General features: G+C 49.0%; 21 protein-coding genes. 8 read left to right on the plus strand and 13 right to left on the minus strand.

The window, feature by feature from the left end; genetic code table 11:
• Positions 1-42: 42 nt before the first annotated feature.
• Both HGH90_RS02875 and HGH90_RS02880 read right to left on the minus strand, forming a co-directional pair.
• Positions 43-996 carry a bifunctional helix-turn-helix transcriptional regulator/GNAT family N-acetyltransferase gene (locus HGH90_RS02875; protein ID WP_169190346.1) on the minus strand — a complete coding sequence of 318 codons (954 nt, stop codon included), beginning with the start codon at positions 994-996 and terminating at the stop codon, positions 43-45.
• A 63-nt stretch (positions 997-1,059) separates the two neighbouring features.
• The gene (locus HGH90_RS02880; protein ID WP_169190347.1) at positions 1,060-1,623 is read right to left on the minus strand and encodes a dihydrofolate reductase family protein; all 564 of its coding nucleotides are present in this window, start codon (positions 1,621-1,623) and stop codon (positions 1,060-1,062) included.
• Between the two features lie 196 nt (positions 1,624-1,819).
• On the opposite strand from HGH90_RS02880, the gene HGH90_RS31595 reads away from it, so the two are divergent.
• Positions 1,820-4,300, plus strand: a complete 2,481-nt coding sequence (locus HGH90_RS31595) for a DUF3748 domain-containing protein (RefSeq protein ID WP_211172575.1) — start codon at positions 1,820-1,822, stop codon at positions 4,298-4,300.
• Positions 4,301-4,390: 90 nt separating this feature from the next.
• Positions 4,391-5,329, plus strand: a complete 939-nt coding sequence (locus HGH90_RS02895) for a DMT family transporter (RefSeq protein ID WP_169190348.1) — start codon at positions 4,391-4,393, stop codon at positions 5,327-5,329.
• A 15-nt stretch (positions 5,330-5,344) separates the two neighbouring features.
• Here HGH90_RS02895 and HGH90_RS02900 read toward each other — a convergent pair whose 3' ends face one another.
• Positions 5,345-6,271, minus strand: coding sequence for an AraC family transcriptional regulator (locus HGH90_RS02900; protein ID WP_169190349.1), 927 nt, complete (start codon positions 6,269-6,271; stop codon positions 5,345-5,347).
• A 283-nt stretch (positions 6,272-6,554) separates the two neighbouring features.
• Positions 6,555-6,770, minus strand: a complete 216-nt coding sequence (locus HGH90_RS02905) for a hypothetical protein (RefSeq protein WP_169190350.1) — start codon at positions 6,768-6,770, stop codon at positions 6,555-6,557.
• 182 nt (positions 6,771-6,952) lie between these two features.
• Here HGH90_RS02905 and HGH90_RS02910 point away from each other — a divergent pair, with 182 nt between their 5' ends.
• Positions 6,953-8,182 carry a thioredoxin family protein gene (locus HGH90_RS02910; protein ID WP_169190351.1) on the plus strand — a complete coding sequence of 410 codons (1,230 nt, stop codon included), beginning with the start codon at positions 6,953-6,955 and terminating at the stop codon, positions 8,180-8,182.
• A gap of 61 nt (positions 8,183-8,243) precedes the next feature.
• Here the strand turns inward: HGH90_RS02910 and HGH90_RS02915 are convergent, their stop codons facing one another.
• The 5 genes from HGH90_RS02915 to HGH90_RS02935 all read right to left on the minus strand — a co-directional run bounded on the left by HGH90_RS02915 (position 8,244) and on the right by HGH90_RS02935 (position 12,391).
• A complete protein-coding gene (locus tag HGH90_RS02915; protein ID WP_169190352.1) occupies positions 8,244-8,843 on the minus strand; it encodes a DNA alkylation repair protein in 600 nt (199 codons plus the stop codon).
• A gap of 81 nt (positions 8,844-8,924) precedes the next feature.
• Positions 8,925-9,299: a VOC family protein gene (locus HGH90_RS02920; RefSeq protein WP_169190353.1), complete on the minus strand. Its 375-nt coding sequence runs from the start codon at positions 9,297-9,299 to the stop codon at positions 8,925-8,927.
• 77 nt (positions 9,300-9,376) lie between these two features.
• A complete protein-coding gene (locus HGH90_RS02925) occupies positions 9,377-10,183 on the minus strand; it encodes a helix-turn-helix transcriptional regulator (RefSeq protein WP_169190354.1) in 807 nt (268 codons plus the stop codon).
• Positions 10,184-10,204: 21 nt separating this feature from the next.
• The gene (locus tag HGH90_RS02930; protein WP_169190355.1) at positions 10,205-10,714 is read right to left on the minus strand and encodes a DUF1772 domain-containing protein; all 510 of its coding nucleotides are present in this window, start codon (positions 10,712-10,714) and stop codon (positions 10,205-10,207) included.
• 75 nt (positions 10,715-10,789) lie between these two features.
• Complete coding sequence (locus HGH90_RS02935; protein ID WP_169190356.1) at positions 10,790-12,391, minus strand: beta-N-acetylhexosaminidase; 1,602 nt, start codon at positions 12,389-12,391, stop codon at positions 10,790-10,792.
• Positions 12,392-12,574: 183 nt separating this feature from the next.
• Here HGH90_RS02935 and HGH90_RS02940 point away from each other — a divergent pair, with 183 nt between their 5' ends.
• Genes HGH90_RS02940 through HGH90_RS02960 form a run of 5 tightly spaced genes read left to right on the plus strand, consistent with a single transcriptional unit; the run spans position 12,575 to position 16,838 of the window.
• A complete protein-coding gene (locus HGH90_RS02940; protein ID WP_169190357.1) occupies positions 12,575-13,210 on the plus strand; it encodes an START domain-containing protein in 636 nt (211 codons plus the stop codon).
• Positions 13,197-14,000 carry an SDR family NAD(P)-dependent oxidoreductase gene (locus tag HGH90_RS02945; protein WP_168763511.1) on the plus strand — a complete coding sequence of 268 codons (804 nt, stop codon included), beginning with the start codon at positions 13,197-13,199 and terminating at the stop codon, positions 13,998-14,000. Before HGH90_RS02940 ends, HGH90_RS02945 begins: the two co-directional genes overlap by 14 nt.
• Before the next feature lies 1 nt (position 14,001).
• Complete coding sequence (locus HGH90_RS02950; protein ID WP_168763512.1) at positions 14,002-14,982, plus strand: NAD-dependent epimerase/dehydratase family protein; 981 nt, start codon at positions 14,002-14,004, stop codon at positions 14,980-14,982.
• Between the two features lie 18 nt (positions 14,983-15,000).
• On the plus strand, positions 15,001-16,077 hold the full coding sequence (locus tag HGH90_RS02955) for a sensor histidine kinase (RefSeq protein WP_168763513.1): 1,077 nt from the start codon (positions 15,001-15,003) through the stop codon (positions 16,075-16,077).
• Positions 16,074-16,838, plus strand: coding sequence for a LytR/AlgR family response regulator transcription factor (locus HGH90_RS02960; protein ID WP_168763514.1), 765 nt, complete (start codon positions 16,074-16,076; stop codon positions 16,836-16,838). The genes HGH90_RS02955 and HGH90_RS02960 overlap by 4 nt, the downstream gene beginning before the upstream one ends.
• 106 nt (positions 16,839-16,944) lie before the next feature.
• Here HGH90_RS02960 and HGH90_RS02965 read toward each other — a convergent pair whose 3' ends face one another.
• The 4 genes from HGH90_RS02965 to HGH90_RS02980 form a co-directional block, all read right to left on the minus strand.
• Positions 16,945-18,723, minus strand: coding sequence for an SGNH/GDSL hydrolase family protein (locus HGH90_RS02965; RefSeq protein ID WP_247679849.1), 1,779 nt, complete (start codon positions 18,721-18,723; stop codon positions 16,945-16,947).
• An 87-nt stretch (positions 18,724-18,810) separates the two neighbouring features.
• Positions 18,811-20,964 carry a formylglycine-generating enzyme family protein gene (locus tag HGH90_RS02970; RefSeq protein WP_169190358.1) on the minus strand — a complete coding sequence of 718 codons (2,154 nt, stop codon included), beginning with the start codon at positions 20,962-20,964 and terminating at the stop codon, positions 18,811-18,813.
• Between the two features lie 24 nt (positions 20,965-20,988).
• Positions 20,989-21,903, minus strand: a complete 915-nt coding sequence (locus HGH90_RS02975; protein WP_169190359.1) for a TIM barrel protein — start codon at positions 21,901-21,903, stop codon at positions 20,989-20,991.
• A 43-nt stretch (positions 21,904-21,946) separates the two neighbouring features.
• Complete coding sequence (locus HGH90_RS02980) at positions 21,947-24,070, minus strand: PQQ-binding-like beta-propeller repeat protein (protein ID WP_169190360.1); 2,124 nt, start codon at positions 24,068-24,070, stop codon at positions 21,947-21,949.
• Between the last annotated feature and the right edge of the window lie 14 nt (positions 24,071-24,084).

Consider the following 24,084-nt stretch of genomic DNA (forward strand, 5'->3'; position numbering starts at 1 on the left):
TTCCGCTTTATGCTTTTTGCTTTTTTATTATAACAGTAACGACTATACGATATCCAATGCCATTTGTATATTGGCGCGTTCGTAGGGAGAAGGGCGGTTCACCACTTTTTTAAAGCCCAGCTTTTCATAGAGACTGATAGCGGGCTTCAGGATGGTGTTACTTTCCAGGAACACATTGCGCGCACCCAGGGAGCGTGCTTTCTCAATAATGGCCTGCCCCAGCAGCCAGCCTATGCTTTTGCCCTGGGCTTTGGGAGATACCGCCATTTTAGCCATTTCATAATCGTAGTCCGGGTCATCCAGCTTTATTAAAGCGCACACCCCTACCGGTTCATCATTGAATAATGCCACAAAAATATGTCCTCCCTTTTTTAGGAAATATCCATCAGGGTCGTCGAGCGACTGATAGTCGGCCGGCTCCATTTTAAACCAGCGGGAAATCCATTCTTCGTTCAATGCCTTAAAGGCAGTTTTATAGGCTGGTTGATAATCAACTATCTTTACTTTGTCTGCCTCCCTCTTCTTCCATAAAGCGGTTACCCGGCTGATCAGCGACTGCTGCTCCAGCAAGTATTCCCATTCAGCAATGGCCTTCCACAAATCGTTGGTCGTCTGCGCAGAAATAGCCTCGACAGCATTTCCCACATCTATCAATTGTAGTTGCAGCGTTTCATTGATCTCTAACCCTTTTTTAGTAAGCTGTACCAGGTTCCTTCTGCCATCTACCTTGTCCTTCTTTTCCACTATCAGCCCTGCTTTCTTCATCTCTCCTATGATCTTGGACACAGAAGGATGGGAATGCCCTATTTCCTTCGCAATGGCAGTAATGGTTTTAGCGTCTCCCTCCGTTAATACATAATATACCGGGAACCATTTAGGTTGCAGGTTGGAACCATACAACTGGTAAATCCGGGCCGCATCTTCCATAATGGTTTCGGTCAACATACGGAGCCTGCTGCCTATGGCAGTCTTGCCTGTTTTATTAAAGAAGTCCATACGAATCTAGTTACGTAATTAATTACATAAATGTAACTAAACCATTTGGAACAACAAAATATTCTATGCCGGCAGGTATTTGTTGAGTACTTTCCCATTTTTAAAAGGAAGAGAACTTTCTAATTTCAATACCTTCCTTTCTTTAAAAATGGTAAGTCCGCTGCCGATAGCAACCGGGTTGCTGATAATAAAATATTCATCCACCAGGTCATGATCAATCAGCGACGTTACAAAACCGGCACCGCCATATACCAGGATATCCTTACCCGGTTCTTTTTTCAGCGCCTGTATTGCCGTAACCAGGTCCCCGTTTTCCACCTCCAGGTTTCTGCCGGTAATATCCGTTTCCGTATGACTAAAAGTAATCTTGTGCATATTTACGATGAGCTGGGCCAAAGGCTGTGCGGGATGGTCTGGCTGATGGTCAACCATATCCTCCCAGTGATCGATGAACTCACGGGTCATCTTGCGCCCCAGCAAAATGGTATCACTACTATCCGCCAGCTCAATTATCTTCTGGAAGCCAACTTCATCAGGCCCTGCCAGCCATACCCAGTCCTGCTCACCATTTGGCCCCGCTACAAAACCATCGATAGTCATTTGCATTTGTAATTTTAATTTTCGCATAGCAATCGTTTTTAAAAAGTGAGGTGTTTATTTCTATCACAAATATCTATAGACTGCCCATCATAGAGCGGGTATAATCACGACAATTAGGAGGCGATTTATACCATTATTTGCCCATGGACTATTGTAAGGCTCCTCCAGTTTTCTTATTTTCAAAGATTATCCACGTAATACCTACGCTTAACTACATGAAAGCATGCTTTTACATAAAATATACCTGGGCCTGATGGTCAGTATAACATTTTGTCAGACCAGCAGCGATGCGCAGGTACCCGGCATTGTTATCAATCACCGGCCGGCGGCCGACAGCCTGTACATTGGCTCTCCCAGCATCTGTACACTGCAGAACGGCACTTACATTGCTTCCCATGAATTTTTTGGTCCCGGTCTGAAAAATCAGCCCAATACCGTGCACGTTTTTGCTTCGCGCAACAAGGGCAAAAGCTGGCAGCAAGTAGACCAAATCCGGGGACAGACCTGGTCGCAGCTGTTTGCAGAAAAAAATACACTATACCTGCTTGGTCCGGAAAAAGAAGGCGGCGATGTGGTGATCCGGCAATCGACCGATGGTGGCCATACCTGGAGCAATCCGCAAAATGATACTACCGGCAGGCTGCTGAAAGGGCGGCATCATTGCGCCCCCACCCCGGTAGTGGTGGCCAACGGCCGCATTTGGAAAGGCATGGAAGATGTAAACGGCGGCGGCGGATGGGGCAAGCACTTCCGGTCATTTATCATGTCGGCCCCTCTTGGGTGCAACTACCTCGACGCCCGCAACTGGACCACCAGCAATGTGCTGGGATATAATGCCAGCTACCTGAACGGACAATTCGGCGGGTGGCTCGAAAGCAACGCGGTCCCTGCCCCCGACGGACATATGGTGATGATGCTCAGGACCGACTACCGCGTTAATGGCAACGAAAAAGCAGCCATCATCGATATCAACCCAGATGGTAAAACAGCTTCCTTTCACCCCGAAACAGGCTTTATTGATTTCCCCGGAGGCTGTAAAAAATTTGCGGTAAGGTATGATTCCAAAAGCAGGTTGTATTGGTCGCTCGCCAATTACGTTCCGGAGCAAGACAAAGGCGGAAACCCGGAAAGAACAAGGAATACCCAGGCACTGCTCTATTCATCGGACCTGTATCATTGGCAGATAAAAGGAATTGTATTGCATCACGACGATGTAACAAAACATGGTTTCCAGTACATGGATTTTCAGTTTGATGGCAGTGATATCATAGCGGTATCGCGAACGGCTTACGACGACGCTAACGGCGGCGCCGACAACCAGCACAACGCCAACTATTTGACCTTTCACCGGATCCATGATTTCAGGCACTTTAAAACCAGCAAAGCCTATGAGCCCCTCCTGCCGGAACAACAGGCGGCTACCGTACAACTTACCTATACCGCCGGTGGCCACACCCTCAATAGCACACAATGCGTTTCGCCTGATGATAACTGGATAGTATACGATACGCGCAACTACGATACACTGATTGCTGCCACGGGATGCATCGCTATGGTAAACGTCCACACAAAAGAAATCAGGGAATTATACCACACTTCCCACCAAACGGATTTCGGGCCGGGGGTGGGCGCTGCCACCTTCTCCCCGGCGAAGAACAGGGTCCTGTTTCTCCACGGGATCCGTGATGCAGATAAAGATCATCCATACAGTGTAAGTCGTCGTACAGGCGTGGCCGTAGATATCGATACACCCTTTCGTCTCCTTTTTATGGATGCCAGGAATATCACGCCGCCATTCACCCGCGGCGCCTTACGCGGCGGCACACATGCGCATTCCTGGAGCGGCGACGGACAGTGGATCAGCTTTACGTATAATGACTACGTGATGGAAACATTAAGTAAATCCGATCCCACAGTGAAAGATCTGCGCACCGTAGGCGTCATGTTTCCTGGGCCGGTAACTGTTCCCACAAGCGATACCACAGAAAATAACAGCGGCGCTATGTTTGCTGTAATCGTCACCTCCGTTACACCGGCGCCCAAACCGGGGAGCGATGAAATAGACAAAGCATTCGATGAAAGCTGGATAGGCGTCAACGGCTACCTGCGCCCGGATGGCAGCCGCCAGCGAAGAGCCATTACCTTCCAGGGCAATGTGAGAGATAAAGATAACCAGGCGAAAACGGAAGTATTTGTAGCTGACCTGCCCGATGAGTTGACGACAGCGGTTACCGGCCAACCGTTGGAAGGTAAGGCAGATAAGCCACCGGGCATACCTGCCGGCGTGCAGCAACGGCGGATCACCTTCACTGCCAACGGCATACAGGGACCAAGGCACTGGCTGCGTACTACACCCGACGGCAGCCTGATCGCTTTCCTCGCAAAAGATACCGCCGGCTTTATCAATATCTTTGCCGTATCCCCCAATGGCGGCGCCATCCAGCAACTCACCTTCCACCGGTTTAGTATCCAGGGCAGCTTTAATTTTAGTCCCGATGGCAGCCGCCTCGCCTATATCGCCAACAACACCGTGTATATCACGCAACCGGCTACCCACCGGAGCTGGCCGCTGACAACGAACAATAGCAGTGAAGATTTGCTCACCGGCGCCGTTACCTGGTTGCACAACGGGAAAGCAGTGGTATATAACCGCTATGTAAAAAACTACTTGCAGATATTTCTATCCGCCGTTCCCGATAAATAACTCAAAGTCCCTTACCCGTCACGAAATAATTTCCCATAATATCTGCAAATTTGCATACCCGTTGATCCCTTATCTCACCGGAAAGTATATATGAAACAAAAGATAAAATGGCGGGGTATTATCCTGGCGCTTACAGCAGCAATATTGTGGGGAATATCCGGTACCTGCGGGCAATTCCTCTTTATGTACCGCCACATCAATACCGAGTGGCTGGTTACGGTAAGGCTACTGGTAGCCGGTATCCTGTTGTTGCTGATAGCCATGCGCCAGCATCCTGTGGAAGTGCTGGCTATCTGGCGGGACAAAAAGTCGGCCGCACAGCTGCTGGTGTTCAGCCTCCTCGGTATGCTGGCCGTACAATACACTTTTTTTGCAGCCATTAAACATTCCAATGCCGCTACTGCTACCGTATTACAATACTCCGGTCCCGTGATGATCGCCGTTTACATGGCCTTGCATTCACGCAAGTGGCCAACCCTCGCTGAGTACCTGGCCATTATACTGGCCGTAGCCGGTACTTTCCTGATGGTCACTCATGGAAAAACCGACAGCTTATCTATTTCCGGCCAGGCATTGGCATGGGGACTGGGATCGGCAGTAAGCATGGCTTTCTACAGCATCTATCCCGCCGGGTTGCTTACCCGTTATCAAACACCCGTCATTATTGGCTGGGCAATGATCATCGGGGGCGCACTGCTGGGAACCATCCATGCGCCGTGGAACATTTCCGGTCAATGGGATATTTATACACTGGCATTCACCGCATTCATTATTTTGCTGGGTTGCCTGGTGGCATTTTACGCTTACCTTACTGCCGTTAAACTAATCGGGCCACAGACTACCAGCCTGCTGGCGTCTGCAGAACCGCTTTCAGCGGCATTGTTTTCCCTGCTGTGGTTGAAGGTCCCGTTTACTGTTATGGACTGGCTGGGTAGTGCATGTATTATCTCGACCATATTCTTACTGGCCAGGAAAAAACAACCGGCAAAGATTGATCTCAAAAAAGGTAACAAGGTATACCCCGTCTGAAAAAATACTTTTGCATCATTTAGCACAAACCAGTTGATACGTACCCGGCGTAACACCTTCGGTGCTCCTGAACAACCGGATGAAATAGTTGGTATCATTAAAGCCGCATAGCAGTCCTACTTCGCTCACCGTTTTGTTCCGGTCGGCCAGCAGTTGCTTGGCCAGCTTGAGCCGCTCACGGTTAATGTATTGCAGCGGCGTAATGCCGAATTGTTCCCTGAACCATTTGAAAAACACATTCCGGCTCAGGCAAGCCTTGTGGCACAACACATCTACGGAAATATTTTCCGTCAGGTGTTCGTGTATATAGTGCAGTACATAATGCAAACGGCTGCTGTTACTGTTAGTATTACTTTCCTGCGCAATCAGGCCTAAATGATCCTGCTGGATAATACGTATCAGCAATTCTTTTACACCCAGGTCGGCATATATGTCCCTGGCCCGGTCGGGACTGGAGCATACCCGCATTAATTTATCTATCAGGGCAGTGATATCCGGGTCGTTGTTGAAATGATGCTGGTTAAACTGCAGGTGCCAGTCTTTGGTTTCTGTCCGTTCACTGTTGTGATACTCATTTAAATAATCCAATGTTTTACCGATATAACCTGCATCCACGGCCAGCGCCATACATTGGGTAGGATTATTCATGGTGGCTTCGGGGAAATCGATCACCATCGTTTCGTTGGCAGGTACAATCACTGTTTCACCGGGGCGATAATCAAATGCCGGCTGATCGAAAAGATGCATGACCTTCTTGCCCTGCACCATGGTCGTGATCACGAAATTGTTGAAGGTAAGAGGGACCCGCCATGCTTGTTCATAACTTTCATAGATGTTTAGTTCACAGTTCTTTAAATTGAATACGCGCCTGTTTTCCACCAGTTGCTGCAGATGCTTGTGAGGTGTCAGCGCAACTGGTTGTACATAATGTTTTCCGGCCATGGCCAAAGTTTTAACCCATAACAATTTAATACAATTTAATTACCCGGCGAAAAGCAAGCATAAAAAAGCGGTTCCCTGCCGTACCGGGAACCGCCCTCATAGTGGATGTCATTATACTAATGGCTCATGCTTATATACTTAATTTCCCCTATAGCATGAGAGGTATACTCAATACCTTCAAAGGGCGTCGGCACCAGGGTGTCTTTTTCAAAATGGTACTGACAGGCCGGGCTATCGCCGAAGCGAATCAGGAACACGGTTCTGTCACTATTTTGTTCAGTGCTTATATGGAAAATGCCGGTTGTATCCCAAAAGTTCCCGTGGCGGCATAAGTACTGTCAGCATTCAAATACAGTATTCCCTTACTTCCCGCTTCGAAAATACGGTAACCGTCGATTCCCCTGGTGGCTGCCACTGCCCAGCTACCGGTAACCGGGCCTGGAGGGGAAGGTGTATTGTCTTTTTTACAGCCGGCCAGGTAAAAAAACATTTCATACATAGATGCGTTTAGGTATCAGAACGGTTGCCTGTAAGACGCGGGAAATCATAGAAAAGTTACACCGGCAGTTTATGGCGATAGGGCTGCCTTTCTATCAACTTATCATGTCAAACAAATTCCCATAGCGTCCTGATTATATCCCGAAATTAGCAGGCAATCAAAACCACCAAAATCACATTAGCATGAAAAAACTATTTCTGTTAACCTTCCTGGCGCCCATGATGGCGTTTGCCCAGGAGAAGGGTATCCATTTTGAACATGGCAGCACCTGGGCGGAAGTAAAAGCCAAAGCCAAAGCAGAAAACAAGTATATCTTCATGGATTGCTTCACCACCTGGTGCGGTCCCTGTAAGATGATGTCTGCGCAGATTTTCCCACAGGAAAAAGTCGGCAACTTTATGAATGATAAGTATGTCAGCGTAAAGGTGCAGATGGACCAAACCGCCAAAGACAACGAGGAAGTAAAACAGTGGTATGCCGATGCCCAACAAATTGAAAAAGACTACAGCGTTCGCGCCTATCCTACCTTCCTGGTATTTGCGCCCGATGGCCGCATCGTGGACCGCCAGGTAGGAGGCAGTGAAGCAGACCAGTTCATCAACCGTTTTACCACCTCTTTGGACCCTGCCCAGCAATACTATACCCAGCTAGATAAATACACCCAGGGGCAGAAAGACACGGCTTTCCTCCGCAAGCTGGCTTACCTGGCGCAGGACAAATACGACATGGACAATGCCGGTAAAATTGCTAAAGAATACCTGGCGCAACAGAAAGACCTGTACACGCCTGTTAACCTGGAGTTCCTGGGCAAATTCACCCAGTCCAGCAAAGACCCCGGCTTTGATGTGTTCCTGCACCACGCCGATAAAGTAAATAAAGCGCTGGGTAAAGATGTAGCTGAAAACAAAGTGATGGAAATTGCTGCCAAAGAAGATGTATATCCCCAGCTGATGAAGAAAGACAAGAGCGCTCCGGACTGGGAAAGCGTGGAAAAAAGCGTGAAGGCCAAATATCCATCTATTGCTGAAGAACTGATCCTGAAAACAAAAATCCAGTACTACAGCTATGTAAAAGATGCCAACAACGCAGTGGCTAACATTGTGGCCTATATGAAAAAATATGGCCACAAAGCAGATCCTCAGTCGCTGAATGAATTTGCGTGGACTGTCTTCGAAAAATGTAACGACATGGAGTGCATAGAGCAAGCCCTGGAATGGAGTAAACGCTCTTTCAAAGACAAGGAAATTCCCGCTTTCATGGATACCTATGCCAACCTGCTGTATAAAGCCGGTAAAAAAAGTGAAGCACTGGCCTGGGAAGAAAAAGCCATGAATAAGGCTGCTAACGAAGAGAGGAAAAATTATGAAACGACCCTGGAGAAAATGAAGAAGGGAGAAAAATACTGGGAATAGTTACACTATTTCCCGGAAGCACCGGTTCATTGAATGCTGTTCGCTTCGATGAACCGGTGTTTTATTTTTTGATGAGCTTGTAGACAAATGCGATAACAGGGTCGCCCAATTCCCAGGTATCAGTTTCCTGTTGCACCAGGGCCGCATTCTTCTTGCTGATATCCCGTAACGCGTTTCCTACCGACTTTCGCAGGTATTCGCTTTCCTTTGATTTTAATGCACTGATTAAGCCAATGGCCACTTCGGGATGATCTTTGAAATACGGGCGCCGGGTCCAGACCCGCAGTCCTTCTACAACGGCCCGGTTTACATTGGCAGAGGAACTTTGCAGCCAGCGCCGGATATCCGGCAACGATTTTTCATACCCTTTTGCCTGGCAATAATGATCGATCGCTTTGGCCAGCATCTCCTGTACCCGCCAGTTATCGTCTGTCGCCACTTTTGTTTCCAACAGCCGCAGGGCCTCCCTGTTCTCAGGCGCCAGTAGCCCCAGCAGGTAGGTGCCCAGCATCCGCTCCTGGTAACTTTCTCCCGACAATAAGGTAACTGCGAGGTTGAAATGGTTGGCTTGCCGGTCCTTCATGAGTTCATCCCCGGCTTCCATGATATGCTTAAAACCATGTTCTACCTTTTTCAACTGGGCGATTATTGACGACAACATTTGGAGCTCAATTGATCTATGCTCAAGATACGGATAATTACAGCTTCTTAGGAGGTATTCAATTAATGAACAGGAAAAGGTTTATTGCACAGATGTAATCCACCAGGTATTGCCAAATGGATCTTCTACTCCGCAGGTACGTCCGTAACTCTGGTCCGACAATGGCAATACTTCCTTAGCCCCTGCGTGGATGGCTTTCTGATAACTATCATCCGCGCTTTCTACGTAAATAAACAGGCCGGCATTCTGTGTTCCCCAGTTATCGTTGGTTTGGCCAAACATAATCACGCTACCGCCAATGGATATTTCTCCATGCTTAAACACTTTGGTTTCCTCGTCATACACCCGCATCTTTTCTATCGCGCCAAAGGCTTGCTGGGCAAATCCATAAAACTGTTCCGCATTTCTTATCACGAGATAAGGAATTACTTGCTGGTGTCCTGCTGGTACTTTCATCTTCATTAAATTTTAAGGTGAGATACTCGTACAAAATTGCCATACCCGGCTAACTTAAAATTGGAAAAAACCGACATTTATCCCTGCTCTTCATTCCGCCAGGCGGTAGCCGGCGACCTGCCGGAGAAAAACTCCCGTGGATGCAGGCCGGAAAAGATCTTAAAATCGTTGATAAAATGCGATTGATCGTAGTACCCGCACTCCAGCGCAATACTACCCAGGCTACTCACCTCACGCTTGTAAAAAGAAGCCGCTGCCTGGAAACGGACGATGCGGGAAAACAGCCGGGGCGACAAGCCCGCATATTGTTTGAACTGCCGCTCAAACTGCCGCTCTGATAAATAGTATTGCCCGGAAAGCTTCGCAATGGGCACCTGTGGCCGATAACGGATGATATCCCGGATAGCGGCAAACACCGGCAGTTCAATGGTATACCTTGCCGCCAGCCGCCGCTCCGTAAAGTTGCAGATAATCCTGCAACGTTCCCGGTTATCTTTCGCCAGCATTATTTTCTCTTCCAGTATACTCCCCTCGTGTTTCAGCAAGTAGCGCAGTTCTGCCGTTTCATTGGTTAGCTCTGCGGCGGGCATATCAAACAACAAAGGAATCGCGTGTGGGTAAAAGTAGACTCCGAATATGCCAAATCCTTCTTCAATGGTATATTGACGCAGCACATGCGTTACGCCATGCAAACCGGCAGTAAATGACTTGCTTAAACGACCGCCGGCAGTGATCTCGTCGAACTGTCCCCGGTAGTGAAATAACAACTCCACGCAGGCATCTGCCATATTATGATGCGTATATCCCCCTGCTCCTTCCATGATCCAGAAAAAGCGGATAAGATGTGCCAGGTGCGGCGGTGGCAGAATGGTATCATAACGCATATCCTAAATTACAAAGAATGTTTATCTTTTAGCCGCCTGCGCAGGGGCATCTTTGGTTAAACAAGCCATCACCGTTAATACCAGCGCTATAATACTGGCCCAGGTGCGTAAGGCATGCCAGTTGTTCCAGGCGCCGGCAAATGCTTTCCGGGCGGTGGCTGCCTGCTCCGCTGTAGCCCCGTTCACCACAAAAGCAGCCAGCTTATCGTTCAACGGTATATTACCCGCAACGGTAACGCCTAAAGAACCGATCCAAAATATCAGCGATGCTGCCAGCAGGTAGCCGGCCTTCCGCGAAAAAGCAGGACGCGCATACATCCAGGTCACCACCGGCAACAGCAAAGGCGCACCGAAAAAACTCAGGGAAAATGCAGGGTTAACGATAGCCACGTTGATCTTATTCATGGCCTCGATATAGGCGCCATCCGGTAAGCCCGCAAAAGCCGGGTTCACGGAAACAGAAAATGCGTAATACACGCCGGCAATAAGTCCTGTTGTAATAGTGGCCAGCGCCAATAAAAAAGTTTTCATCGTTGGAAGGGGGGTTTTATATTCCCATGGCAATATTACCAACCTCCCCCTTCCGGAAATAGAACAAAACCGACACTAATCAATATAGTGGTCGGCCGACTTGCCCGACTCCTTATGCCAGCCAGGGTTGAATATATCGAAGTAGTATAAACCTGCCTGCTTATATAGTTGTTGCTGGGTCTTTAAACGGTCCGTAAAGCCTTTAAAATTCTTGCGGTCTGCCGGCGTCCAGGCGGTTTCTGCCAGGGCGGAAATACGGGGAAAAAGGAGGAAATCCAACCTGTTGTCGTTATGCACGGTTTCCGTCCATATACAAGCCTGCACACCCAGGACCTGCGATGCATGCCCCGGTACGGATGGCAGCTCCGCCGCAGAAAAATTATAGACCGTTTCCAGCGAATTAAAGGCACCTTTTGCCCATCTGCGACCAATATGATGACTGCTATCCTGTACAAAATCAAAATAAAACGGTAACCGCGGACACAATACCACAGAATATCCTTTATCCAGTGCCATTGCCAGGGCTTCGGGCTTATCATGACGCCACCAGCACACAATGGTGCTGTCGGCCGGCAAGGTGGCAGTAGCAATTTCATCCCAGGCCATTACTTTGTTATGCAGCCGCAATACGGTATCGGCCATACGTTGTATGAAATAGTCTTCCACTGCTTTACGATCCTTCAGGCCATGTTGCTGTTTCAACCTGGTAATCCCGGTATCGCTGTCCCAGCCCGCATTGCCGAAAGTAACTTCATCCCCGCCAAGATGTATCATACCGGCAGGAAAAAGTTGAGCCGTTTCCGTTAAAATATCCGACAGGTATTGGTAAGTACCTTCCCTGCCTGGGTTGAACGTAAATCGCGGATACCTGTCGGTGCCGCCGCCATCAAATGCGGGATAGGCCCTGTTGGCCGCCGCAGCATGACCCGGCATATCTATTTCCGGGACCACGGTAATGTTGCGCAGCCCGGCATAAGCCACAATCTCCCGGATATCTTCCTGGGTATAATAAGCTGCCGGCGCAGTGGAATCAACGATATTCCCGATACCGCCTACAGTAGTCAGCAAAGGATATCTTCTAATTTCCAGGCGCCAGCCGGGAACATCCGTCAGGTGCCAGTGGAAACGGTTCAATTTATAAAATGCCATCCAGTCGAGCAGCTGCAGCACCTTTTTCTTCCCAAAGAAAAACCTCGATTCATCTAACATCAGCCCCCGCCAGGCATATTGCGGCGCATCTGTAATTTTCCAGCCATCTATGGTCAGCACACCGCCATGCGAGGTGGCCGCCGTACTCAATTGCAAAAGCGTAGCGATACCGTTAAAGATGCCTTCCCGGTGAGCGGCAGCAATGGTGATCGCCTTCTTATTTACGATAAGCGTATATGCATCTACGTTAGTATCCTTCCCGCTTTGCTTTAAATAAATAGTAGTAGCTCCTGCTTTTTTGCCCACCGTTACCGGCAACTGGTACCGCCGCTGCAGTTCCCCCCGCAGGTATACCGCCAGCGGCTGTAGCGAGGCATCGCCTGCGCAGATAACGGTTTGTGCGCTCATGGGAAATACGCCGGACTCTTTTACGGCTTTTACAGGCAGTGGAATCACCGGGCAAACGGTTTGTCCCTTACCGATAAAAAATGCCGCCACACCGGTCAGCACCAACAGGAAATGCTTCATAACGATTGATTTGATACAAAAAAGGCCCTCCAAAGGGCGAATGGCGGCCAAAATAATAAAAACAACCAGATACTGCAATAAAACAGCCTGTGTTTACAGGTCAGCCCTTTTATCCTACAACTCATCGGAAAATCGTTTGCCACCCGGCCATGCCGTTGCACTTTTGCTGTAAATTATGAAGGTATGGAGCGTTTGCAGCTATTTTGTATCGGCAGTTTAATGGTGATCAGGTCGCTATTTGCGGATACCAGCGACTTTAAGCTGGTAAAGCAAAACGACGCTATTGCATTATATGAAAGGTGGATTCCCGGCGCCGATGGGGAAAATGTAAGAGAAATAAAAGCAATATTCCTGGTAAAAACTGCTGTGCCCGCCGTTGTACGGCTTTTCAAAGACCAGGCAAAAGGACGGCAATGGAATACCAACGCGAGCGACTATAAAATTGCCTCCACCCCGGAAGCCGGGAGGTGGATTACCTATATCAGGTATGCCATTCCCTGGCCAATGGACGACCAGGATTGCTGCCTCTTATATATGTACCAGCCCACGGCAGGCAACCAGGCGGAAATAAACTTTGAAAGTACCTCCGACCACCGCTTTCCACTCTCCAACAAAATTACGCGGATTACAGGCACCCGGGGGAAATGGATGATGGAATCCGCCGGCAACGGGCAGCTGAAAATTACCTACTTCGTTACCACCGATCGCAGTAAGAAAATTCCCCGCTGGGTATCTGATCCGATCATTCACGACAACCTGTTTAAGACCATGACCAGGTTTAAAGATCTGCTCGAAAATGATGTATATGCCAAACAATAACTACACCCTCATTACCGGCGCCAGCTCCGGCCTGGGGAAAGAATTTGCCATTCAATGCGCCCGCATGGGCAGAAATATCATCCTGGTGGCCTTGCCCGGCAGCCGCCTCCGGTCAGTAGCCGACAACCTCATGCTGGAATATCCTATACAGGTAAAAGTATTTGAATTTGACCTGTCCAACGACCAGGTGCTCAAACAGGAACTGCAACGCATGACGGAACGGTATGACATCGATTTTCTCATCAATAATGCCGGCGTAGGCGGCACCTCTCCCATTACCCACACCTCACGCGAACGGATAGACGATATTATTATGTTGAATGTAAGAAGCACCGTACTGCTTACCCATCAACTACTGCCCCACCTACTCCGGCACCCGCAGAGCTATATCATGAACATAGCCAGCATGGCCGCTTTTACGCCCATTGCCTATAAAACAGTATACCCGGCATCCAAAGCCTTCATTTCTTCTTTTTCACTCGGACTAAAAGAGGAAATGGCGAATACAGGCCTGTCTGTAAGCGTGGTATATCCCGGCCCTATCATGACCAACTCCCATACCTCCCGCCGCATTATCAGCCAGGGGATCAAGGGAAAGATGGGGTTATTGTCTACCCCTGCTATTGCCCGCATTGCGCTGAAAAACACACTGGCAGGTAAACCGGTAATTATTCCGGGGATGATGAATAAAATTAACCATGCCCTGATGCAATTACTGCCCTTGTCGCTCAAAATGAGGATTGTATCCCGGGAAGTAAAAAAGGAAATACCATACGCATTATCTGTATAAAATGAATAGAAAAAAAGTACTGATTACGGGCGCCAATGGCTTCCTCGGTTCTAACCTGACCCGGGAACTGTTCCGCCTGGGATATGATATCCGGGTGATCATCCGCCCCACGGCCGATTTACAAGGCATGGCAGATATTCCCTGCGATGTTTTCTATGGACACATCGATAACAACGACCAGGTACATGAGGCAGTAAAAGGTTGCGATATCGTGATCCACGCCGCCTGTATCACAGGGCAGTGGGGCATTTCGTTCGACGAGTATGAACGGGCTAATTTCACCGCTACCAAATATATCACGGCCGCCTGCATCGCTCACCGGGTAGAGAAATTTATTTATGTGAGCACGGCCAATACCATTGGTCCGGGCAAGAAAAATAATCCAGGCAATGAACTCAATGGATTCACGCTGTTCCATGCCAACTCCGGCTATATCAACAGTAAGTACCTTGCACAGCAGTATGTACTGGAACAGGTAACGAGCCGGCAATTACCCGCGGTGGTGGTCAATCCCACTTTCATGATTGGCCCGCACGACGTAAAGCCCAGCTCCGGCCAGTTGCTGCTCTATGGGCTTAAACACCGGCTATTGTTCTATCCGCCGGGAGGAAAGAATTTCGTACATATCAAAGATGTGTGTCGTGGTATTATTAACGCCATCTCCAAAGGAAAAACAGGCGATTGCTATCTGTTGGCCGGGCAAAACCTCAGTTACGGGGAGTTTTTCCGGCTGCTGAAAAAAATCTCCGGCAAACGGCAAGTACTGATCCGCATCCCGGCCTTTGTACTGAAACTGGGAGGATTGATTGGCTCTATTCCCGGTATCTCCGGAAAATTAAACTATAGCACCGCTTATATGTTATGCCTGGATAACTACTATTCCGGCAAAAAATCCGAGCGGGAACTCCAATTAAGCTATACACCCGTAGAAACAGCTGTGAAAGGCGCATTTACCTGGTTTAAGGAAAATAACTATTTTTAGTAACAGACAAACGACCCGATGAATTTTCAAGAGAATGAAAAGCTATTTTCCAGCAAGCTGTTTCTGTACCTCTCCCGGATACTGATACTGTACACCTTTAGTACCATCTTCAAATCCTTTGACCACACCTTCGTAAAAGGACTGCGGATACTGGATTTCAGGGGACAAATGTTCAGTCTCTTTTACGTGGTATTCGGACTGATTGTATGGGAAGGCGCAGCCCGCCTGGCCGGTTGGTTGGAAAAGAAAACTATCCGTCATAACAATTCAGGACGGCTGGTGATCCTCTGCGGAGGACTGCTGCTGTACGGGATGATCGTGGCGTTTTTATTCGGATTCGGCTATGCAGCTTCAGACATCTTGTTGTTTCACCGCTATGAAGCCTGGGAAAGCTTCCGCAATTTCAGCTACGACCTGAACTTCGGCACCTTTATGTTTTACCTGCTGATCCTGACTTTCAATGGTATCATTTTTTATTACTCCGGCTGGAAAGAATACCAGCTACAGGCAGAGCGGCTAAAACGGGAAAACATACAAGCCCGTTACGACGCACTGAGAAACCAGATAGATCCGCATTTTTTCTTTAACTCGTTGAGTGTGCTGACTAACCTGGTATATAAAAGCCCCGACTTGTCGGCCGATTATATCACGCAGCTGGCGAAAACTTACCGGTATATCCTGGATAAAAAATTTGAGAACCTGGTCACCATCCAAACGGAGCTCGACTTTCTCGATGCGTATCTTTTTCTCATTCGTATCCGTCATCAGCAAAGCATACTGTTTAACGTAGTGCTGCCCGAAAAGGTGAAAGCTAAAGGCATGATACCGCCCGTGACCCTGCAAATGCTGGTTGAAAATGCCATTAAGCACAACCGCTTTTCAGCACAGGATCCCTTGCTGGTGAAGATCAGCGAAGAAGACAACTGCCTGGTAGTGTCTAATCATATACGCCCCCGCACCAACCCGGAAATATCTTCCGGCATAGGTCTGGAAAATATCCAGAAACGGTACGCCTTAGTTGGGAATAACAATGTAGTCGTGTGTCAGCGGGATGATCAGTTTATTGTAAAATTACCCATTATCACTTCCTCATGAGAATAGTAATCTTTGAAGACGAAATGCACAATGCAGAAAGGCTGATTCAACTGTTGCATAAATGTGATCCGGACATAGAAATCGTAGCGGTGATTGAATCCGTAGCAGAAGGACTGAAATGGATGGAGCTGCAACAGCGGGTGGACCTGATGATGATGGATATCCAGCTATCAGACGGCAACTGCTTTGAACTATTTGATAAAACAAAAGTACAAACGCCCATCATTTTCACCACTGCCTACGATGGTTTCGCTTTACAGGCATTTAAGGTAAACAGCATTGATTACCTGATGAAGCCTATTGAAGTGGAAGCATTGCGAAATGCGTTGAAAAAATACGAACAGTTCCGGCCGGCCAATAATTACACCCTGGATATCAGCCGCATTGCAGAAGAGTTCCTGCGCCGCGACAGCACCCGTTTTATTGGCAGGATCAATAACCAGTTGATTTACGTAAAAGCGAAAGACATTGCCTGGCTACAGTTTAGCAAAGGCACTACCTGGGCTACCACCAATGCCAATCAGCGGGTACCGCTGGATTATTCGCTCGACCAGATAGAGAAGCTGCTGGACCGGAACCAGTTTTTTCGTATTAACCGGCAGTTCATCATTCACCTGGACGCCATCAAAAAAATTACCACCTATTACAATAGCCGATTAATTGTTCAATTAGCACCTGATGTTGATACTGATGTTATTATTAGCCGTGAAAGAGTTACTGAATTCAAAAACTGGCTCGAAGGAAAGGAAGACCAGGCTTAGAGCAGAAAGCGGAAAGCATAAAGCAAAAAGCTATTATGGAGAATGACCAAAAACAATTTTTAGTAATTCGATAAGATCATTTTCCATAATAGCTTTCTGCTCTCTGCTACATTTTCAAATTCTTTTCGATCAACGCTCCCAGCTTCCCATAGCCTTCTTCATTGGGATGCAGCCCGTCAGAAAAAAGACTTTCATCAATTTTCCCATCTGGTTTCAGGAACAGTTTACCTGCATCCAGGAATTGTATGTCTTTGCCGGAAGGAATACGGGCGTAGAGCTTATTGATACCTGCTACCCTGCTTTCCATATCTCTCCGGGGTAAAAGTCCCATGAGAACGATATGCGTGGTGGGCAGCTTGGCTCGGATCACCTGCAGCAGGTATTTGAGGCCGTCTGTGATTTCTGCATCCGTATTGAGTTGCAGGTTGTTGGTACCAATCATGAGTACCAGGTATTTGGGGGCTATGCCATCCAGTTCGCCATGTTGTACCCGCCACAACACATTTTCTACGCGGTCCCAGCCAAAGCCCATGTTTTCAGCTTGTTTAGGCGCAAAGTATTTATCCCACGACTGGGTACCTCTCCGGGTGCGGGCTATTGGCTCTCCACCCCAGAAATGGGTGATAGAGTTGCCCATAAACACTACCTGTGGCTGATGTGTTTTATTGTATGCCATTACTTCCTGGTGACGTACTTCCCAATCGTATGTGGCAAAGTCGCGCCGCTGGGTAACGGCCGTAGCGGTAACCCCCTCGCCATTCTGCATGTGCAGGATCTCCCGGATCTTTTTTGTATAAGCGTTGGCGTAGTTCATCATGCCCAGGTCGTTAGGATGCGTACCATCCACCATACAATCCAGGTCCTGCCCTATCTCTGCTTTGGACAGCAGGCTGAGGCCCTTTACCCCGGCCTTTTGCAAGGAATCCACTACTTCCCGCAGGGTGGCGTTCACCTGTTCATAGGCCGCTTTGCTGTCGGTATTGGTTTCATCTGTTGTATATCCATCGTGCTCGGTGAGCAGGATGGGAATACCCGGCCGTTTGGTTTGCAACATAGTCACCGCATTGGTGATTCGTTTTTTCAGCTCTGGGCCTGCATAGGCGGCGCCGGTGAGATTGGGCAGGCAATCCAATACATAAAGGCGGGCGTTCAGTTCTCCCACCAAGTCCAGTACTTCTTTTTCCAGCCGGCCATTCCCGGAAAATGCCAGGTTAATGACCGGGCTTTCCAGCCGCCGGCCCAGGATATTGGTCCATGCCATGCCCGGGCGGGAAGCACAGGCGCCCTGCGCAATGGAAGTACCGTAAACGACTACCGGCGCTTCAGTACGCACAGGCAAGGGTGTAAACATACTTTCTGTTGGTACATCCACTGTTAGCCATTTTACCGAGTTGTATAAGGGCAGATACAGCGTATATTCCACATGTTTTACGTGTTGGTCTGCCTGTTTCAGGTGAGAAAACCGGTATACGATGGTGTCGCCAAAGTTATACTTGCCACCACACCACATCCATCTGCCATCAATACTTTTCGCATACATATCTACACCACTCACACCGGTGGCAGGCATATGAGGCGCCTGCTTATCATCAGCCACGGCATATTTAACGATAATTTCATCGGCATCTGTCCGGAAGCGCAGACTAAGGCCAGCACTGTTATTAGACAGTTTCCAAACGGGCGGGCGTACATCTTTCTGCGCCCTTTCCGGTAAGCGGTCGTAATAATTTCTAAGTCCTGTTTTCCAGCCTTGTCCTTCAAGTGCATACGTGGTATCGGTAGCAGGCGTCCAGGTTTTATAGGTGCGTGAAGCAGCTTGCTGCGCCATGCTTCCCGCTGTAGTGAGGAGAAGAATAGCAATCGTGGAGATTATTTTCATTTTCATATTACCAGGTAAATTGTAATTGCTTTTTTCAGTAGCGGATAAAATACAAAAAGCGGGACGATTCCTTCAAAAAAAAAGGATGACTGCTTAATAGTCTGCCACACAGCGGAATCCTAGCGTACCGGCACGATCCATACCAGGCGATAGCAACAGGTATTTTCCATACTGTGTCAGTTGCTGCGCCTGTGGAAAATACCAATAAGACGTTTGCGGGTGATAGTAACTACCTCCTTTCAGCACGGCCGAACGGGTATGCGCGTCGGTGTATTCATCGGTCCACTGCCATACATGGCCGGTAAGTGCCATCACGCCAAAGGGACTGGCGCCTGCCGGGTACGCATTGACGAAAGGTGGCGGATTCCGCTCCCGGCTGGTATCAGCCGGCGGGATACGGCTGGAATCGGCGGTCATGCCCCAGGGATACAACCGTTTGTCGTTGCCCTGGGCGGCATATTGCCATTCCCATTCATGCGGGAGCCTTTTCCCGGCCCAGGCAGCATAAGCCCTGGCATCTTCTATGCTTACCCACGTTACCGGGCGCTGCTCCCATCCGGCGGGATAAGTGCCCTGCTGCCAGTCTTTCAGGAAATTATGATCATCCGCCGGACGATAGCGGGTGGCATCCATAAATTGTTTGAATTGTTGGTTGGTAACCGGGTAGCGGTCTATATAAAAAGCGGGAATGGCCAGGGTGTGCTGATGGTCACGCTGCGGATGCGCCTCCCAGGGATATTGCACCCCAATGGCATTCGGCAGTTCATTGCCTTCAATCATCACCCCATGCGACTCAAACCGGTATTCCTTTGCAGCAGGAATAAGGATCATGCCTTCCGGTGCTTGTACAGGTTTCGTTGTGGTGGCAACCGGCGTAAGCCGTTGCATCAGGGGCTTGCTATCGGCCGATAGTCCGGACAAAGGTACGCGGGACTCTTGCCGGATCCTATCCAGGAAAGCACCAAAGCTTTTGCCGGTAACGGTATCGGGCAGAACGGCTACTGCACCATAGCCATAGGCTTCCATATTGAAACGCAGTGTCACATTGCCTTGTTCCTTTACGGGATGCAGTTCAATCCCGTTCCAGACGTCGTAATAACGCCAGCCTCGTTTAGCCGCCAGCGTTATTTGCAGGCCATTGCGGGCCACTGAGTCCCTATTGATGAAAGTATACAAGGTAGCTGCTTTGCCGGGGAATGCGGAGGCAAACACGCCCGGTTGCATCACCAGGATATGCGGTTCCCACTGTTCGCTGCTCCATACCTCAGGAAACTGCCGGTATATCATCCTGATTCGGCGAATGACGGCGGCATACCGCTCCGGCAGCTGGTTCCAGATGCCCCATATATTCTCCCAGGTATTATAGCCTATACCGTTGAAAAAGGCCGACTGTAAATCATCTGTTTTATTCACCGACCAGCGGTCGGTTACATGTACCTGGTGGCGGGGCTCCAGCCATTTGTACAGGCTCACGCCGGGAACATACCCAAAGGCAGGGCTGCCCCATTTTAACCAATAATAACCCCAGCTCATCGTATTCCAGGCTACCATCTTCAGGTCGCCGATATGTATTTCGGGTTGTAATACCAGTGGATACCCCATACGGGTATACGCTTCTTTAAAATCGAATGTTACGCCATTCATGGTATCGCCATTCAGTCCGTCAGCGCCCAGCTCCTTCATTTCTTCGGTGAGTGCAGCGGCCATGGGAATGGTTATTTTACGGGTGCCATGATCCCAGATCATAATGGGAAAGAACACCCGCACACCGCGTTGATGAAAGTCACGGATCATTTGCTTCACCGCCTCTTTTCCCCCGGGTAAGTCTGCCACGAGGTCAAATTGGTTGCGGTTATCAATCCCTATATTAGGATAGGTGGGCCATATTAATACAGCATCCAGTCCTCCATACCGTTTTTCGAGATCGTCCAGAAAGCGACCTACGGTATATTCCCGGTTCACCGGGTCATACAGGTAGCGGTCATGTGCCATGATCTGCGCATACATAAACGTAGTGCTGACCCAGCTGAGTTCCTTCCTGTTATATTCGCTACCGCTATATTGCAGCCTGTCTTTTTCGTGTAGCCGCCACTGTTGTATAGAATCTAACCATTGGGCCCTTTGTGAGGGGGATTCGGGGCCGGCAATGAGTTCTGACTCTGCTCCCTGTAACCTGATCTGCTGCGCAGTGAGGGCTGCGGGCAACAGTAAGGCGGCAACACCTAATACTTGTGCGATTTTTTTCATTGAATAGTGTAAGATTTAATTTGACTAATACCCCCATTTTTTCATTACCTGTAAATCAATTTTTACAGCATCCAATGGCGCCTGTCCCTGGTAGGATTCCTGCTCTATAATAAAGTAGCGGGTACCTCCTGACTGCTTGCCCAGGTCGATCACTTCCTTCACCGGGATCACGCCTTTGCCCAGTACCGTGCTTTCATAGCTGCTTCCCATTTCGCCTTTGGCGCTCTTAATTTCATCCTTCACATGCATGAGCTCAAAGCGGCCGGGATATTTTTTGATAATATCCAGGGCGATGCCACCCGCATGATACATGTTGCCGATATCCAGCTGCTGCGCCACCAGGGCAGGATCAGTACTGGTTAATATCAGGTCAAAGATTTTTTGCCCGTTCAACTGCTGGCTGAATTCAAAATCGTGGTTGTGATACCCGAACTTCATCCCGGAGCGTTTACACAGGGCGCCGCTTTTGTTAAAAACATCCATGTAAGCTTTGAAATCGTCGTAATTTTTACGGAGACTTTCATCCAGCCAGGGACTGATCACGAAATGCTGACCTACTGTGGCAGCATCTTCCACCGTGTATTTCCATTCATCGGTAAAATCTTTTTTCGTCGTATCCCAGTGTTCTTTGCGCATCACCGTATGACCGCTGGGCATAGACAAGCCCAGGTCGCTGAGCCGTTTTTTAAATTCTGTAGCGCTGTAGCCATAAAATTTCCGGTTGCTGTAGCCGGCATGTTCTACATACTTATATCCCATGGCGGCCAGCTGTTTGAGGGTGCCGGCGGGATCCTTCTTCATATCCTCGCGGATAGAATACAGTTGTATGCCTAATACGGGCTTCGATGCGGCGGCTGCCAGCAACGACTTAGGCAGCAGCGCAGTGCCGGCAATGGCCAGGCTTCCTTTTAACAGAAAATTTCTCCTTGAAATTTGCATAGTAACAGATATTTAAATGTGGATGGATATTTTTTTTTGTTAATTACAGCGAAAAAGCGAGATAGGTATCCCCGGAGGGTTTTCCCAGTTTACCGCCCCCGCAGCTGATCACCACGTATTGCTTTCCCTTCACTTCATATACCGCGGGTGTAGCAAAACCGCAGGCAGGCAGGGTCGTTTCCCATAGCAGCTGCCCCGTTCTTTTATTAAATGCCCTGAATTTGCTGTCGGCAGTAGCAGCAATAAACAGCAGGCCGCCGGCGGTAACTACCGGGCCTCCATAATTTTCGGTGCCGCTATGAATACCCCTGGCTTTCAGCTCCGGGTAATCACCCAGCGTATCTTTCCACAGCAGTTTCCCGGTATTCAGGTCAATGGCGCTGAGGGTGCCCCAGGGAGGCGATACGGCAGGATAACCTTCTTTCGTTAAAAATTTATTGTAACCAGTGGCCCGGTAAGGTAAATCTACATACGGATCTGACTTTTTCTGCACGGCCACAAAAGTGCTTTGCTGCTGCGTTTTCAGGTCGAGGATAAAAGTAGCCAGGGCGTGTTTTTCGCTACTGTCGAGCTGTTTGAAGGCGGGCATCATTCTTCTCCCGGCATCTACCAGCTGTGTAAATCCTTTTTCATCATAGCGTTGATGAATGTCCAGGAGTGAAGGGAAATTACCACCTCCTTTTCGCTCCGGTCCATGGCAAACCATACAGTGAGCAGTATACAGGCGTTTGCCGGCTTGTAGTTGCGTTTCTTTGCCAGCAACGGGCTTTGCATCGGCATCTACCATGGTGAGCACCCAGGGCATTTCATTAGCGTTTACATACAGGATGCCGGTGGCCGGATCAGCGGCAGGGCCACCCCATTCCGAGCCGCCATCAAATCCCGGAAAAATAACGGTGCCCTGTCGGGAGGGAGGCATAAAAAGATGGCCTTTCTTATAGGAGGCGAGCCGCGCCCGGATATCTGCATAAGACGCGTCGGATACCAGGTGGTTCAGGTCCTGTTCCTCCAGCGACTGACGTACAAAAGGTGCGAAAAAAGTGGGTACTGGCTGTGTAGGCGATAGCAGTTCTCCCGGCAATGCCGTATCTCCCGGTACAGGCGTTTCCGTAACCGGGTACAGGGGTAGACCGGTTTTCTTATCCAGCAGGAAGATAAAGCCAGTTTTGGTTACCTGCACTACCGCATCAATAGGCTTCCCCTCTTTTTTAACCGTTAGCAACATGGGTGCAGTAGGCAGATCCCGGTCCCATACATCATGATGTACTGTTTGATAATGCCAGATACGCTTCCCCGTGGCTGCATCCAGGGCCAGTACACAGTTGGCAAACAAGTTATTTCCCTTTCTCTTACCACCATAAAAATCATAAGATGCCGACCCGATAGGTGCATATACTACCCCGTTTTGCTCATCCAGGCTGAAACCGGCCCATGCATTGGCGCCACCGGTATGCCGCCAGGCGGCGGTGTCCTGCCAGGACTCATATCCAGGCTCTCCAGGCTGAGGAATGGTATGGAATATCCATTTCCGTCGACCACTGTGTACATCATACGCCCGGATATAACCTGGCGCACCACCCGCTTCTTCCGATACCCGGGTGCCGATAATGATCAGGTCTTTATAAATAATGCCGGGCGTGGTGGAGGTTATATACATCCCATCCATATTCCATCCCATATCCCGGTGCAGGTCTACAAAGCCGCTATCCGCAAAAGTTGTAATAGGCCGGCCAGTGGCGGCATTGATACAGTATAACCTGGCACCTACTGTATAAAACAGGCGTTGATCAGAGGAGCCATTATCATAAAATGCCACGCCCCGGCAGGTGTTGGAAGGCCTGGTATGCGGATCAAAGACCCACATCTCCTTGCCGGTGGCGGCATCTACCGCAAATAATTTCAACCCCGCAGAAACGCCGTATAGCCGGTCATCCACTACTATGGGGTTTACCTGCATCTGCGTCATTTCTTTCGCATCGCCGGTATGATAGGCCCAGGCCACTTTCAGCAGTGATACATTACTGGTGTCGAGCGCCGTTAACGAGCTGTAATGGATATTTTCTTTACTTCCGCCATATACCTGCCAGGTATGATGCGACTTATCTTGTAGAGTACAGGCAGCCCATAACGTGGAAAGGAGCAGCCACCGGAGCGGAGTGGAACGCATGAAATTAGCTATTG

It is taken from the genome of Chitinophaga sp. Ak27 (assembly GCF_012726295.1).
In the GTDB taxonomy this organism is placed as follows: Bacteria; Bacteroidota; Bacteroidia; order Chitinophagales; family Chitinophagaceae; genus Chitinophaga.

Coding starts and splice junctions, on each gene's coding strand:
- HGH90_RS02875 (WP_169190346.1), bottom strand. CDS start 996: ATGGACTTCTTTAATAAAACAGGCAAGACTGCCATAGGCAGCAGGCTC.
- HGH90_RS02880 (WP_169190347.1), bottom strand. CDS start 1,623: ATGCGAAAATTAAAATTACAAATGCAAATGACTATCGATGGTTTTGTA.
- HGH90_RS31595 (WP_211172575.1), top strand. CDS start 1,820: ATGCTTTTACATAAAATATACCTGGGCCTGATGGTCAGTATAACATTT.
- HGH90_RS02895 (WP_169190348.1), top strand. CDS start 4,391: ATGAAACAAAAGATAAAATGGCGGGGTATTATCCTGGCGCTTACAGCA.
- HGH90_RS02900 (WP_169190349.1), bottom strand. CDS start 6,271: ATGGCCGGAAAACATTATGTACAACCAGTTGCGCTGACACCTCACAAG.
- HGH90_RS02905 (WP_169190350.1), bottom strand. CDS start 6,770: ATGTATGAAATGTTTTTTTACCTGGCCGGCTGTAAAAAAGACAATACA.
- HGH90_RS02910 (WP_169190351.1), top strand. CDS start 6,953: ATGAAAAAACTATTTCTGTTAACCTTCCTGGCGCCCATGATGGCGTTT.
- HGH90_RS02915 (WP_169190352.1), bottom strand. CDS start 8,843: ATGTTGTCGTCAATAATCGCCCAGTTGAAAAAGGTAGAACATGGTTTT.
- HGH90_RS02920 (WP_169190353.1), bottom strand. CDS start 9,299: ATGAAAGTACCAGCAGGACACCAGCAAGTAATTCCTTATCTCGTGATA.
- HGH90_RS02925 (WP_169190354.1), bottom strand. CDS start 10,183: ATGCGTTATGATACCATTCTGCCACCGCCGCACCTGGCACATCTTATC.
- HGH90_RS02930 (WP_169190355.1), bottom strand. CDS start 10,714: ATGAAAACTTTTTTATTGGCGCTGGCCACTATTACAACAGGACTTATT.
- HGH90_RS02935 (WP_169190356.1), bottom strand. CDS start 12,391: ATGAAGCATTTCCTGTTGGTGCTGACCGGTGTGGCGGCATTTTTTATC.
- HGH90_RS02940 (WP_169190357.1), top strand. CDS start 12,575: ATGGAGCGTTTGCAGCTATTTTGTATCGGCAGTTTAATGGTGATCAGG.
- HGH90_RS02945 (WP_168763511.1), top strand. CDS start 13,197: ATGCCAAACAATAACTACACCCTCATTACCGGCGCCAGCTCCGGCCTG.
- HGH90_RS02950 (WP_168763512.1), top strand. CDS start 14,002: ATGAATAGAAAAAAAGTACTGATTACGGGCGCCAATGGCTTCCTCGGT.
- HGH90_RS02955 (WP_168763513.1), top strand. CDS start 15,001: ATGAATTTTCAAGAGAATGAAAAGCTATTTTCCAGCAAGCTGTTTCTG.
- HGH90_RS02960 (WP_168763514.1), top strand. CDS start 16,074: ATGAGAATAGTAATCTTTGAAGACGAAATGCACAATGCAGAAAGGCTG.
- HGH90_RS02965 (WP_247679849.1), bottom strand. CDS start 18,723: ATGAAAATGAAAATAATCTCCACGATTGCTATTCTTCTCCTCACTACA.
- HGH90_RS02970 (WP_169190358.1), bottom strand. CDS start 20,964: ATGAAAAAAATCGCACAAGTATTAGGTGTTGCCGCCTTACTGTTGCCC.
- HGH90_RS02975 (WP_169190359.1), bottom strand. CDS start 21,903: ATGCAAATTTCAAGGAGAAATTTTCTGTTAAAAGGAAGCCTGGCCATT.
- HGH90_RS02980 (WP_169190360.1), bottom strand. CDS start 24,070: ATGCGTTCCACTCCGCTCCGGTGGCTGCTCCTTTCCACGTTATGGGCT.